Raw genomic sequence first — 13,471 nt, 5'->3', positions numbered from 1 at the left:
TACGGCCGCGAAGTAATCGATCGGGTGCGGGTCGATCAGGCCAATCAACTCCGACATGACAAGCCAGCCCGCAAGGTTCTGAAGTCCAGCCGCTGGCTGTTGCTGCGTAATCGCCACAACCTCAAACCGGATCAGGCCGTGCACCTGAAGGAATTGCTGGCGGCCAATCAGGCGCTGTTATGCGTCTACGTGTTACGCGACGAGCTCAAGCGGCTCTGGTTCTACCGAAAGCCGGCCTGGGCGCAAAAGGCTTGGGAACAATGGTTCGAGCAGGCTCAGCAAAGTGGGATCGCGGCCCTGCAAAAGTTCGCCGAGCGTCTGCAGGGCTACTGGCACGGCATCGTGACTCGCTGCCGCCATCCGCTCAATACCAGCATCGTTGAAGGCATCAACAACACCATCAAGGTCATCAAGCGTCGAGCTTACGGGTACCGCGACGACGAATACTTCTTCCTCAAGATTCGCGCCGCGTTCCCGGGTAATCCTCGATGAACCTTTTTATTGGCGGTCGGCCTCGGCGCTTGCTCCGGCGCGTGCGCAACGGCGGCAGTTGCAACTAACGGTCTATCCGGCCGAGCGTTGACGAATGCGGCGGTGCGGAGCGCCGCGCCGCCTACTCGGGTTACTCGCTACGCAATTTCCCGACAGTCTGCAATAAGCCGATATCTCGCCGCGGGGGCCGTCACTACCATCCATCGATATCGATTCCGCGTCGTTCGCGGATGACCTGATGGAGCCATATCGGATGGCGCGAGCACTCATGGAGCCCGTGACGAGCATCGACGCGGGACGGCGGTTCAGGCGAAGCCGCGCGCTTGCCTGGATGGCGATCGGATTGACGCTGCTGCTTGCATACGGCATTGCGCGGTATGTGTCGCGCGCCGCGCCGGCGGTCGTGCTGCCGCAGCGCTTCAGCGTCGACGTCGATCGGGCCCGGCCGCCGTGGGCGCGGCCCGTGCTCGCGATTCGCGACGGCGTGCCCGCGCATATCGACGTGCATTCGAAGGAAGCGGGCGTCCTGATGGCGCACGAAATCCCGGGCGCGCTCGCGGTGTGCGCGTCCGGCCGCGAGCAGTCGATGGACATCGTTCCGGTCGGCATCACCGGGCGTTTCTCGCTGCATTTCCACAGCCGGACAGGCGACCCGATCGAAGTCGCCGTGATCGAGATCTACCCGCGGCCGTGACCGCACCGTTATTCCATCACGACAAACAACACGGAAGGAGACAACGATGCAATTACCGATTCGCGCAGCGATCGCGCTGTCGCTCGGCATGTTCATGCTGGCCGGCTGCGGCGGAGAAGCCGACGACACGCCGGCGGCCGCACCCGGCGTATCCGTCGCCGACTATGTCGTGCCGCGCGTGCCGAGCTGCAGTCCGGGCGATGCGCTCGAGACCGCGCTGCAGGGGCAGGTGCCGGCCGCGCTTCGGCAGGCCGGCTTCGGCGGCTTCAACTGCAACCTGAAGCGCGTCGGCCAGGTGCAGGGCGAAGGCGCGTCGTGGTCCGCCGCGACGTATACCGACCGAAAAGGCCAGACCTGCTTCTACCACGCAACGATGGGCGCAAGCGCGCAGTTCAACAATCCCGACGCGCCGCCGCGCGTGAATCCCGGCGTGCCGGTGATCGACATCACCGATCCGGCGCAACCGATGCGGGTGAGTTCGCTGACGTCCACGTCGATGATCGATCCGTGGGAATCGCTGCGCGTGAACGTCGCGCGCGGAATTCTGGCCGCCGACAACGGACTGGGCGGCGCTGGCGGTCCGGAGATCGACCTGTACGACGTTGCTTCGGACTGCACACGGCCGCAGTTGCTGGCCAGCGTGCCGGTCGGCACCGGCACGGACGGCGGCGTCGTCGCGGCGACCGCGCCGCTGGGTCACGAAGGCGGATTCTCGCCGGACGGACTGACGTACTACGTCGGCGGGGCGTTCACGAAGTCCTATTACGCAATCGACCTGACCGTACCGACCCGGCCGAAGATGATCTCCGCCATCAGCCTCGCGGAGCTGGGCATGGGCTCGTTTTCGCACGGCCTGTCGGTGAGCGAGGACGGGACCCGCGCGTACTTCGTCGCGTCGGGGAACGGCGGCCCGGCGGTCGGCATGAGCGCACCGCCGCTGAACGACGCGAACGCGAGCGGCGACAACGGTTTCTTCGTCGTCGACACCAGCGAAGTACAGAGCCGGCGCCCGAATGCGCGGATGCACCGGATCGCGACGGTGCCGGTACGGGACGGCAGCATCGCACAACATACGATCTCGTTCTCGGTGGCGGGAAAACCGTATCTGATCGAAGTCGACGAGGGCGGGGCCGGCGGGATTCAGGATCCGGGTGCAACGGCCGTCAAGGCCGCATGCAATGCCGGCATGGCGCCGTTCCCGATGGGGCACATCTACGACATGTCCGACGAAGCGGCGCCGCGGCTGGTGTCGGAACTCCGGCTCGAAACGCACGCGATCGCGAACTGCAGCAAGGTCATTCCCGATGTCGTGGGCCTGAACACGTTCACGTACGGCGCGCACTACTGCAGTGTCGACAACCGGCAGAACGCGACCGCGCTCGCGTGCAGCTACTTCAATTCCGGCATTCGCGTCTTCGACATTCGCGACCCGTCGAAGCCGAAGGAGATCGCGTACTACAACCCGGCGTCCGCGAAGTCGCCGGGCGCGGGCTCCGCGCATCTCATGTTCGGCCAGTACCGCGCAGGCGGGCCGGACTGGTGCGCGGCGCGCCTCGATTTCGACTTCGACCGGCATCTGCTGACCACCGCGTGCCAGGACAACGGCATGCTGGTCCTGTCGTTCGAGAACGGCAGCTGGCCGTTCCCGCAAAGCACGAAAGCATCGGGGATCGGCAATTGACGCGCGTGAGCCGTTGCCTGCTGGCGTGCGCGATCGCACTCGCGATGCCGCTGACCTGTGCCGGCTTCGAGGCCGACGTGCATTTCGGCCTCACGCTGTGGCTGGCGCAGCAGGCCGGTTTCGCGCCGCGCGACGCGGAAGCGATCGCGCTCGCGGATCAGCGTATCGACGCGGGTTCGATCGAGTACATGACGTCGCCGCTGCAGTACGCGTGCCTGTCGCGGTTCGTCCCGGATGCCGTCGATGCGCAGGTCCGGCACTATCCGGGCGCGCGCAGCGTGCCGGCCGATGCGCAGGCCAGAACCGTCGTGCCCGGCGGGCAGGCCGCGCTGGCGCCGGTCGACGCGGCGCTCGGCAAGGCCGGCGGCGGCAAGGCCGCGTTCATGCTCGGCGAATTCGGCCGCGCACTCCATGCGTGGCAGGATTCGTGGGCCCATCGCGGCACGCCTTCCGTCCCGGCGTGGCATCGCGACGGGATCGAATGCGATGCCGGCCTGGCAATGGCGGCACCGCTCGATCAAGGCGCGCCGTCGAGTCATGCGGCGGAGCTCACCTGGCGTCGTTCCGCCGACGTGGAGGAAATGGCGAAAGCGACCTATCAGCAGATGATCAGGTATCCTAAGATCGATGGCGCAACCCGGCGTGCGACGCCGTGGGATCAGGTGCGGCCGCGGCTTGCCGGCTTCGTCGATGCGAGAACGAAGCGGGCCAAGTCGGACTGGTTCGTTGCGAACGGCGTCGCGGATACGTCGTTTCTCGACGGCATCAGCCTGCCGGACGGTCCCGTGTGGAAAGCCGTCAGATGGCACGGGCGGCGCGACCTGCCGCCGCCGCTGTCGCCGACGGTGCAGGCCGGCATCGATCGTGATCTCGTCGATTTCTACACGCGCTTTTTCAGCGACTGGGTCACGACGTCGCCGGTCGACACGCGCTGGCTGCCCGCTCTTTTCGCCGAACGCGGGCACCCGCCCGACGCTGCGCTGGTCAACGCGCTCGTCGGATGGCGACTGAGGGATCACGGTGCCTGTCTCGCGGCTGGCGGCGCGCAGCGTTCGGCAGCGCAGTCGTACGCTGCTGCGCGCAACCGGGCATCGTTCGAGGTGTTCAAGTCATTGAACGACGCCGTGCTGCCGCTGATCGTGGAAGGGGAAAAGCCGTCGCCGGTCCTGCCTTTCCTGGTGTTTCCGCTAGCGCGTTCGAGCGACGGAACCAAGCGTGCCGTGGCACTGATCAAGTTGCTCGACGCACCATACGACACCGTGGGTATCGTGTCGGAGAAGCGCGACGGTTCGGGCTGGAAGGTGACGGGATGGATTTCGTCTGCTGATTATTGAGCGGGAAGATCTTGAAATGCCGGAAGATATTGCATACGGCGCGGCGCGCGCGAGGAACCGCTTCGAAGGAGCTGCATCGGGCACGAAGAGGTGGCTGGCAGCGTCGCCTTTGTCGCTTGTCATGTTCATCATGCCGGCTGACGCGAGCGCGCATGCCTGGAACATTCCGTACTACTTACCGGTTCCGTTGTGGCTGTATGCGTATGCGGCCACCGGCACGCTGATGGTTTCGTTCATGATCCTGGCGTTTGCGTCCGGCACGCGTGTTCCCGATCCGGGATGGCATCCGGGAACACGCGTACACGCGCTGCGAATCCCGGCTGCGATCGTGAAAACAGGGCAAATCCTGAGTGCAGCATTCGTCGCGCTCCTGATCGTCGCTGGCATCGCGGGAACTGCGAACCCGTTCCTGAACCTCGCGATGTCGGGTTTCTGGCTCTGGTTCTATCTGGGTTCGGTCTATGCCAGCGCGATACTGGGCGACGTCTACGCATTGTCCAACCCGTTTGCGCTGCTGCTGCGAATCGCCGCGCGCCGTTTCCCTGCGATGGAACGCGGGCGCTATCGCTATCCGCCACGCCTCGCGTCATGGCCCGCGCTGGGCGGCTATATCGCGCTCATCGCGCTGGAACTGTTCGGGGCCGCACGGCCTCGGGATGCGAGCGTGTTTCTCATTGCGTATGCTGTGTACGCGCTGATCGGCGCATGGTGCTTCGGGCGCGAGCGGTGGCTCGTCCACTGCGATACGTTCGGCTTGCTGTGCAGGTTGTGCGCGAAACTGTCGCCGCTGAAATGGCGCACGACGGGCGGCCAGCGCGTGATCGTCGAACCGCGAAACCCGCTTGCCGACCTGTCGCGCGCACCGGCGGATACCAGCATCGTCGCGTTTCTGTCGTTCATGCTGTCGTCGACGGCCTACGACGGGTTGCGCGACACGGCTACGTGGAACGCGTTCTTCTGGCGCCGCATCTATCCGCACGTCGTCGATCTGCTTCCGTCGCTCGGGAAAAGCTATGCATGGTCCGCGGAGATCCTGCTGACGTGGCAATGGCTCGCGTTCGCGGCCGTCGGCGTCGCGTATTACCTGCTGTTCCGCGGGTGCTGCGCGCTGGGTGCGATCAGTTCGCGGTCGTCATCGGATGGGGCGGTCTTTTCGCAGCAGTTCTGTCTGATTTTGCTGCCGATCTCGTTCTTCTATAACGTCTGCCACTACTTCACGCTGTTCCGGGACCAGGGGCGGCAGATCGTCCGGCTTCTATCCGATCCGCTCGGGTTCGGCTGGACGCTGTTGCCGGTCGCGGCCGCGGATGATCAGGTGTCGGCTGCACAGGCGCTTATCAACGTCGGATACATCTGGCATGCGCAAGTCCTCCTGATTCTCGCCGGACATATCCTGAGTGTGATGCTTACGCACGCGATCGCGCTGCGCAGCGGCAATCCGGCCGGTCGCGCGATCGTCGGCCAGTTGCCGCTGCTGGCCTTGACGATCGCACTGACGATCAGCGGCCTGTGGATTCTGTCGCTTCCGTTGGCGTAACGGCCGCGGCACGCGGCTTGAGTTCGGACGGCGACACGCCCCAGCGCTTGCGGAACGTCGCCGAAAAGTGGCTCGCCGACGAGAAGCCGCAGTCGAGCGCGGCTTCCGTCACGTCGCAGCGGCCGTGCTCGATCAGGCGGCGGGCGGCTTGCAGGCGGCTTTCGATGATGTACTGATGCGGCGTCAGCCCGTTGGCCTTCCTGAAACTCCGGATGAACGAATAAAGATCGCCCGGGTAGCCGACCGCATCGGCCACTGTCGTCAGCGTCAGCGGGCTCTGGAAATTGTCCCGGATGTACTCGCCGGCCCGGCGCATCATCGCCTCGTGCGCATATTGCTTCGCGTGCGGCCGCGCTTCCAGATGCAGCATCCGGTGCAACGCGGCGGCCCCGAGTGCTTCCGCGTAGGTCGGGCCCTGCGGCATCCCCGCGACGGCGTCTTCGTGGAGGCTGCGGACGATCTGCGTGAGCAGGTCGTCGATCACGTCCATCCGCAGCGCCGCCGACGCGAACCACAGGTCGGACTGAAGCCCCGTTCGCGACAGCCAGGCCGAGTCGAAGTGAACACTGAGCCATTCGATTTCGCTGGACCATCGGCCGGAAAACGAGAATCCGGGCGGCGCATAGGCGAGCGGCCCGCGGATGCGCGTCGCTGCCCACCGGCCGCCGCTCGTGCGCAACTCGAGCGTCGTCGGTGCCTGCAGGTACATGCCGAGGATCGGGCCGGTCGTCTCCAGATCGACGACTTCGGTGGCGCCCGCGATGTAGTGCTCGATCGCGACGGCCGCGCGCGACGGGGCGACGGGCTGCCGTCTCCACTTCTGCGGCGGATGCCAGCTGACGCGGCTTCCGTTCGGCGCAATCGTGCAGACGTCCCTCATGGCTGGGCGGCTGACCACGCGTTCTCCTATCGTCTGATCTGGCGAGCGGTTCGCTCGAACGAACACACTGTAGGTCGCGATGCTTACTCGATTCTTACCTCGCGCCGCGCGTGCTTCGACGTCGCGATCGGCCGGCGGCACGCGATGTGCCGGCTGCTGCCGCGACGATCAGGTAGGGTCGGCTGCCGAGCGCAGCGCACGCACCAACTCGCTCGCCGCCTTGCCGAGCCCCGTGTGCTTCGGTCGCCGCAGATACACGGGCAGCGGCAGCCCGTTGCGGATGTTCGCGAACACGAGCGGCGCGAGTTCGCCGTCGGCGACATACCGGCCGATCAGCGATTCGGGCAGGTTCGCCCAACCGTGCCCGGCCTTCACGAGCGCGATCGCGGTCGCCATGTCGGTCACCTTCCACGTGCGGTTGCCGATTACTGGCCGCACATCGGTGAGCGGCCGTTCCGGGTCGGCGATCACGATCTGCCGGAACCCCGACAAGCGCTCGATCGCCTCGGGATGCGCGGCTTCGGCGATCGACGGATGACCGGGCGCGGCGACGGCGATCAGCGTCTCGGTCCACAGCGCGTGGATCTGTTCCTGCGGATGAAGATCGAGCCCGCCGTACGCGACGCAGAGATCGACGGCGCCGCGATGCAATGCGTCGACGATCGCGTCCTGTGGCGCGGTGACGATGCTGATCGCAAGCGCCGGATACTTCGCGGCGACGGCCGTCAGCGCACGCGCAACGGGCGCGCTGTCGAGCTCCGCGGCGAGGCCGAGCCGCAGCGTGTCCTCGACGCCTTCCGACAGATGCTGCGCATGCGCGCGCAGCGCCTGCAGCCGTTCGGCGATCGACCGTGCATCGGGCAGCAGCGCAGCCATCGCGGCGGTCGGCGTCGGCTCGCGCGTGCCGCGGTCGAACAGCACGAGGTCCAGCTCGGCCTCGAGATTCGCGATCGCCATGCTGACTGCCGAAGGCGTGCGGCCGAGCGCACGGGCGGCCGCCGAGAACGAGCCTTTGTCGATGACGGTCAGCAGCATGTCGATGTGGTCGCTGGTCAGCATGCGTGGCTTCCTGTCAGAAAAATTGAAAGGACCTGACTTTTGCCGGCGAAATGCCCGCTGTAGTCTCGCCACCTTGTTCGATATGAAGGTGGTGGGTCATGCAAGGTTGGAAGAGACGCATAGTCTACGTCGTGATGTTCGAGGTGCTCGGCATCCTCGTCGCGTCGTCGGTGCTCGGCATGCTGAGCGGCGCGAGCGCGACGTCGAGCGGCCTGCTCGGCATGATGATCTCGACGACGGGCGTCATCGTCAATTTTCTGTACAACCTGGGGTTCGAGGCGTGGGAGCGGCGGCGTGCGGAAACGACGCGCACCGTCGCGCGGCGCGTCGTGCATGCGATCGGTTTCCAGGTCGCGCTCGTGACGTTCCTGATTCCGCTGATCGCGTGGTGGCTCGGCGTGTCGCTGTGGCAGGCGTTCCTGTACGACGCCGTGCTGATCGTGTTCTTCCCGATCTTCACGTTCGCGTACAACTGGTCGTTCGACAGCGTGTTCGGGTTGCCGGATGCGGTGACGCGCAAGCCCGAACCGATCATCTGACGTGGAGGCGGGCGAAGCGATGCGGGGCAGCCCGTATCGCTTCGTTCAGGAAAGGGGCGGGAAGTGACGGGAAGTGACGGGAAGTGACGGGCGGAGCGAATGCCGCCCGCGAGCGTTACGCGGCGACGAACTCGTGCACGTAGCGGTTGAACACGGCGGGGCTCGCCGTGTTCATCCCGTGCGATGCACCGGCGACGGTCTGCCGTTGTGCATCGCCGATCCACTGCGACAGCGTGTCGACGTTGTTGCGGAACATCTTCGGGCTGCGCTGGCCGTCGATCAGCAGCGTGCGGCACGCGATATCCGATGCCGTGTGCTGCGAATACGCGGGCAGCGGATCCTGCAGCTGCTTCGGCAGCGTGCTCGCGTTGTCGATCGCCATCGTGCGAAAGCGCGACGTGCTCTTCTTCCAGGCGCCGGGCAGGCTCACCGAGTCGACGAACATCTCGAGGCCGGCTTCCACTTCGCCTTGCCCGATCAGGTTCACGGCCTGCGTGCGCAGGGCGATCGCGGCGGCCGGCAGCGCGGCTTCGCGCACGCCCGGCTGTTGCAGCGGGCCGCCGGGATCGGCGAGCGTCAGCGTGTCGACGAGCTGCGGATGCTGGCGCGCGACGTTGAACGCGACGCTGCCGCCACGCGAGTGGCCGACGAGATGCACGGGGCCGAGATCGAGCGCGTCGATGAATTCGGCGAGCTCGTCGACGTGGTTCTGCCAGCTGAACTCGTCCTGGATGCCCGCCTCGACGGCCGGCCAGTAATGGCTCAGGCTCGGCGCGATGCAGCGGTAGTGGGCCGACAGCGACGCGAGTTGCGGATCCCAGTAACGGTAGTCGCACAACGATCCGTGCACGAACACCATCGGCGCGCCGCTGCCCCGCTCGACATACGGCAGGCTGATGCCTGACGAAAGCGTCGCAAATTGCAGGTCGGGGTTCGCGAGCACCGAAGGCTCGATTCGCATGTTCATGACTGAAAACTCAATGGGTGCGTCATCACGTCGCAACTATGCCTCACGGCAAGCTGCAAGGAAAACGCATAATTTTCATCGTGACGATCAATTTTATTGATGGCTCGGCTGAAAACCCTTGTCCGGCTGAGAGACAGCGAACGAGTCGAGTAACGGATCGGGTACGTTAATGTTCCGTCCCCGAATGTGCGAAGGTCTCGGCCGGTGCCATGGACAATGAGCCGGGCATCAACAATGACGAGTGAAAGCGGTGCCGAATCGAGCAACGCTTGCGGCGCGCCGGCGATGGTCATGACTTGGCCATGTTATTTAACATGGCCAAGTGATTTCACTTGGCCAAGCGAGTGCGATACGAAACCCCTGCCGAACCCGATGCTGGCGCGCGTGGCGCTTGATGCTTTCCGGGCGTTGTTCGAGAAAGCGAATGCGTGGCGCCTGATCCAGGAGACTGCGGCGCCCGATCGTAGCGGGGCCTCATTCTCGGCCATGAAAACGGCCAAACATATGTCGCGAGCCTCAAGACGTTCAATGAGGGGCGCGCCGATCGCGTGACCGCGCTTTTTGCTCAGGCGCTCCGCACCACCAGCGCGGGCGCGGTCTGAAGCTCGACCGGAAGGTCGTTGTCGGCGGCGAACTGCATCGCGAAGTCGAACGCGTCGGCGCATACGTCGCGCAATTCGTCCGACACGAACAGGCATTTGACGTTGCCGTCGACGACCGGCATCGCGAGCCGCGACAGTGCGCACGGATAGCCGGGCCGCCGCTCGCCGACGAACAGCGTGATGACACCCGCGAGGCGCTCAGGCCAGTCGCTCGGTCGGAAGGTTTTCTGCGCGCGCGTGACGCCGCGGATCAGGTGGCCGTCGATGCGGCCGTGTTCCGTGACTTCGATGCGATCCATGCTGTTCTGCGTATCCTTGTTCGCGTCATTCGCCGCCGTCGGCCGCCGCGTCGCCGCGCGCGGGAATCCGCAGGTTGCGCAGCTTGTGATAAAGCGTCTTCTTCGGCATGCCGAGCGCGACGCTCGCGTCCGCCACGTTGCCGTTGTGACGCCGCAGCATGTCTTCGATCAGCATCCGCTCGAAATACGCCATCTGCTCGGCAAGCGTGCCGCCGGCCGCCGGCGCGCCGCCGGACGACAGCAGGCTGTCGCCGGTCAACCCGAGCACGAAGCGATCGGCCACGTTCTGCAATTCGCGCACGTTGCCGGGCCATGCATGCGTCATCAGTTCGGACACCTGCGCAGCCGTGACGACCGGCGCCGGCTGCCCGAAGCGCCGTGCGGCAGCGAGCACGAAATGCTCGAACAGCAGCGGCACGTCCTCGCGCCGCTCGCGCAGGGGCGGCAGCTCGATCTGCGCGACGTTGAGCCGATACAGCAAGTCCGCGCGGAAGCGCCCGTCGGCCGCGAGTTCGGCGAGATCGGCCTTCGATGCGGCCACCACTCGGCAGTCGACCGGAATCAGCTCGTTCGCGCCGAGCCGCTCGACCACGCGCTCCTGCAGCACGCGCAACATCTTGATCTGCAGCGGAATCGGCATCGTCTCGATCTCGTCGAGGAACAGCGTGCCGCCGTGCGCCCATTCGATCTTGCCGATGCGCTTCTTGATCGCGCCGGTGAATGCGCCGGCCTCATGGCCGAACAGCTCGCTCTCGAACACCTGCTCGGGCAGGCCGCCGCAATTCAGCGCGACGAAATGGGCGTCGCGCCGGCCGCCGAAGTCGTGCAGGCTGCGTGCGATCAGTTCCTTGCCGGTGCCGGTCTCGCCGGTGATCAGCACCGACACCGACGTATCGGCGAGCCGCAGGATCTTCTTGCGCACGTCGGCCATCGCGGGCGACTTGCCGAGCACGAACGCCTCGATGCCCTGCCAGTTGTTCAGCGCCGCGCGCAGCCCCTGCACCTCGAGCGTCAGGCGGCGCTTCTCGACCGCGCGCGCGACGCGCCCCGCGATCACGTCCGACGAGAACGGCTTCTCGATGAAATCGTACGCGCCGTCCTGCATCGCGCCGACGGCCGTCGAAATGTCGGCATGGCCGCTGATCAGCACGACCGGAATCTGCGCATCGACGGCCATCACGCGTTCGAGCAGCTGCAGCCCGTCGATGCCCGGCATCCGCACGTCCGACACGATCACGACGGGGGCGCCGGGCGCGACGTGCGCGAGCGCGTCGGCGGCCGAAGCGAATGCGTCGACCGGGAACCCGGCGAGCGCGACGGCCTGCTCGACGCCGATCCGGACGTTTTCATCGTCCTCGACGACCAGCACGCGAATCTCATCTTCCATGCTCTATCCTCTGTTGCGGCGTCGCCGCCGCGAATTCGATACTGAACTGCGCGCCGCCTTCGTCGCGGTTCGTCGCGGCGATCTTCGCGCCGAACGCCTCGACGATGCGCGACGTGATCGCGAGGCCGAGCCCGAGGCCCTGGCCGCGCGGCTTGGTCGTGACGAACGGCTCGAACAGGTGCGGCAGCACGTCGGGCGCGATGCCCGCGCCGCTGTCGGCTACCGAGAAGCGCACGCGGCCGGCGTCGTCCGGCCCGGCGGCTTCGATCACGATGCGCCGCACCGGTGCGTCGTGCACCGCGTCGAGTGCGTTGCCGAGCAGGTTCACGATCACCTGCTGCAACTGGCTCGATTCCGCGGACACCGTCGTGCCGGGCGCGATGTTCACGTCGAGCTGCACGCCTTCGTCGCGGATCCGCGCATCGTAGATCAGGCGCGCATGCGCGACGGCCTCGTTCAGCGACACCGCGACGCGCTCGACGTCGGGTTTGCGCGCGAAGGTCTTCAGCTCGCCGGTGAGCACGGCCATGCTGTCGACGAGCTTGCCGATCCGTTCGAGATTCGCATACGCCGGCGCCGGCTGGCCGCGCTCGAAGAACGTACGCGCGTTGTCGCACAGCGTGCGGATCGCGACGAGCGGCTGGTTCAGCTCGTGCGTGAGGCCCGCGGCCATCTGCCCGAGCACCGCGAGCTTGCCCGCGTGCACGACTTCCTGTTGTGAATCGCGCAGCCGCTGCTCGGTGCGCTCGCGCTCGACGATCTCGCGCTGCATCCGCTCGTTCGCCGCCGTCAGCGCGGCCGTGCGTTGCGCGACGGTCAGCTCGAGCCGGTCGTTCGCGCGGCGCAGCGCATCCTGCGCGTTCAGCCGCGCGACGATCGCCCGGCGCCGCTGGATCGCGTAGCCGGCCAGCAGCGCGGCGATCAGGAACGCGCCGGTGACGAACGCGAACGCGGTCTGCTGCTGGCGCCGCGCGCCGGCGATGTCGAGCAGCACCATCAGCGAATCACCGGCCTGCGGCGCGGGCCGCGACATCACGAGATAGCGCGTGCTGCGGCCGGCGTGACGCGGATCGGGGAACGTGCCGAACCATGCGGCGGCGCTGCGGTCGCCGAGGTGGCGGTAGGGCAGCATGTCGACCGTGCGGCCCGCGTATTGCCGCGACGCCTGGATGTCGCGCTGCTGCTGCGCGGTGATCGGGCGCAGCGCGGTGAACTTCCACGCCGGCTCGGTCGAGATCACGATCACGCCGTTGCCGTCGACCACCATCGCGGCGACGCCCGGCGCGCGCCACGCGGATTCGAGCGGGTCGACGCTGATCTTCACGGCCGCCGCGCCGATCGGCACGCCACCGTCGCGCACCGCGCTCGCGAAGTAGACGCCCGGCACGCCGGTGTTGGTGCCGATCCCGAAGAAGCGGCCGCTGCCGTGCGCCAGGGCATCCTTGAAGTACGGCCGGTACGACACGTTGGTGCCGACGAAGCTGATCGTCTCGTTCCAGTTGCTGGCGGCGATCACTTCGCCCCGCAGGTCGATCACGTCGACGGCGCCGCTGCCCGCGTCGCGGTTCACGGCTTCGAGATACGTGTCCACCGTGTGCGCGAGCGCGGGCCGGTCTTGCGGCGCGGCCCGCAGCAGCGCGCGCACGCCGTCTTGCCGGGCGACCAGGCCGGGCAGGATCTCGAAGCGGCCGAGTTCGCTCTTCAGGCTCGACGCATACAGGTCGAGCCGGTGCGCGCCGGTTTCCTCGAGCGCGTCGATCGCGCGTTCCCACGCGAAATCGACCGCCGCGCCCGCCACGCCGACATACAGCACGGCGGCCGACGCCCAGCCCCACCACGGGATTCCCTTGAAGCTCTTCTGCACGTTCGCCCTCATCGATGCCCGCAACCGGTCGTCCGAGACCGGCCGTCCGAGACCGGCCGTCCGAGACCGGCCGTCCGCAACTCCGGCCGTCCCAAACGCCCCGCCACAACGACGCGCGCCGCGCGCCGGCAAAGCC

The 13,471-nt window shown here is 66.7% G+C and carries 13 protein-coding genes; 6 read left to right on the top strand and 7 right to left on the bottom strand.

The window, feature by feature from the left end:
- From DIE02_RS32675 to DIE02_RS32655, 5 genes are all read left to right on the top strand, one after another.
- The coding region (locus DIE02_RS32675; protein WP_148093147.1) for a transposase at positions 1-492 on the top strand (492 nt) is incomplete at its 5' end.
- Between the two features lie 253 nt (positions 493-745).
- Entirely contained in the window at positions 746-1,186 is a 441-nt protein-coding gene (locus DIE02_RS32670; RefSeq protein WP_260441545.1) for a hypothetical protein, read from the top strand.
- 46 nt (positions 1,187-1,232) lie between these two features.
- Positions 1,233-2,867, top strand: a complete 1,635-nt coding sequence (locus DIE02_RS32665) for an LVIVD repeat-containing protein (protein WP_124530222.1) — start codon at positions 1,233-1,235, stop codon at positions 2,865-2,867.
- 5 nt (positions 2,868-2,872) lie between these two features.
- Positions 2,873-4,201 carry a DUF6765 family protein gene (locus DIE02_RS32660; protein ID WP_260441544.1) on the top strand — a complete coding sequence of 443 codons (1,329 nt, stop codon included), beginning with the start codon at positions 2,873-2,875 and terminating at the stop codon, positions 4,199-4,201.
- Between the two features lie 109 nt (positions 4,202-4,310).
- Positions 4,311-5,738, top strand: a complete 1,428-nt coding sequence (locus tag DIE02_RS32655; RefSeq protein WP_260441543.1) for a hypothetical protein — start codon at positions 4,311-4,313, stop codon at positions 5,736-5,738.
- Here the strand turns inward: DIE02_RS32655 and DIE02_RS32650 are convergent.
- Both DIE02_RS32650 and DIE02_RS32645 read right to left on the bottom strand, forming a co-directional pair.
- Entirely contained in the window at positions 5,701-6,618 is a 918-nt protein-coding gene (locus DIE02_RS32650) for an AraC family transcriptional regulator (RefSeq protein ID WP_124530220.1), read from the bottom strand. The two genes, DIE02_RS32655 and DIE02_RS32650, sit on opposite strands and share 38 nt — an antisense overlap.
- Positions 6,619-6,786: 168 nt before the next feature.
- Positions 6,787-7,677, bottom strand: a complete 891-nt coding sequence (locus tag DIE02_RS32645; protein ID WP_124530219.1) for a LysR family transcriptional regulator — start codon at positions 7,675-7,677, stop codon at positions 6,787-6,789.
- Positions 7,678-7,775: 98 nt separating this feature from the next.
- Between DIE02_RS32645 and DIE02_RS32640 the strand changes: the two genes are divergently transcribed.
- A complete protein-coding gene (locus tag DIE02_RS32640) occupies positions 7,776-8,216 on the top strand; it encodes a PACE efflux transporter (RefSeq protein WP_124530218.1) in 441 nt (146 codons plus the stop codon).
- Positions 8,217-8,331: 115 nt separating this feature from the next.
- Here the strand turns inward: DIE02_RS32640 and DIE02_RS32635 are convergent, their stop codons facing one another.
- The 5 genes from DIE02_RS32635 to DIE02_RS32610 all read right to left on the bottom strand — a co-directional run bounded on the left by DIE02_RS32635 (position 8,332) and on the right by DIE02_RS32610 (position 13,347).
- Positions 8,332-9,183 carry an alpha/beta fold hydrolase gene (locus DIE02_RS32635; RefSeq protein WP_124530217.1) on the bottom strand — a complete coding sequence of 284 codons (852 nt, stop codon included), beginning with the start codon at positions 9,181-9,183 and terminating at the stop codon, positions 8,332-8,334.
- A complete protein-coding gene (locus tag DIE02_RS32630) occupies positions 9,180-9,476 on the bottom strand; it encodes a hypothetical protein (RefSeq protein WP_124489338.1) in 297 nt (98 codons plus the stop codon). The genes DIE02_RS32635 and DIE02_RS32630 overlap by 4 nt, the downstream gene beginning before the upstream one ends.
- A 272-nt stretch (positions 9,477-9,748) precedes the next feature.
- Positions 9,749-10,084 carry a DUF3579 domain-containing protein gene (locus tag DIE02_RS32620; protein WP_124530216.1) on the bottom strand — a complete coding sequence of 112 codons (336 nt, stop codon included), beginning with the start codon at positions 10,082-10,084 and terminating at the stop codon, positions 9,749-9,751.
- Between the two features lie 25 nt (positions 10,085-10,109).
- Complete coding sequence (locus tag DIE02_RS32615; RefSeq protein WP_124530215.1) at positions 10,110-11,471, bottom strand: sigma-54 dependent transcriptional regulator; 1,362 nt, start codon at positions 11,469-11,471, stop codon at positions 10,110-10,112.
- Positions 11,461-13,347 (bottom strand): ATP-binding protein, encoded by a 1,887-nt coding sequence (locus DIE02_RS32610; RefSeq protein ID WP_124530214.1) that lies wholly within the window; start codon positions 13,345-13,347, stop codon positions 11,461-11,463. The genes DIE02_RS32615 and DIE02_RS32610 overlap by 11 nt, the downstream gene beginning before the upstream one ends.
- Positions 13,348-13,471 lie beyond the last annotated feature (124 nt).

Origin of the sequence: Burkholderia sp. Bp8991 (assembly GCF_003853795.1) — a bacterium.
Lineage (GTDB): Bacteria > Pseudomonadota > Gammaproteobacteria > Burkholderiales > Burkholderiaceae > Burkholderia.
The sequence above is the reverse complement of the archived record's forward strand: the minus strand, read 5'-3'. Positions and strand labels throughout refer to the sequence as shown.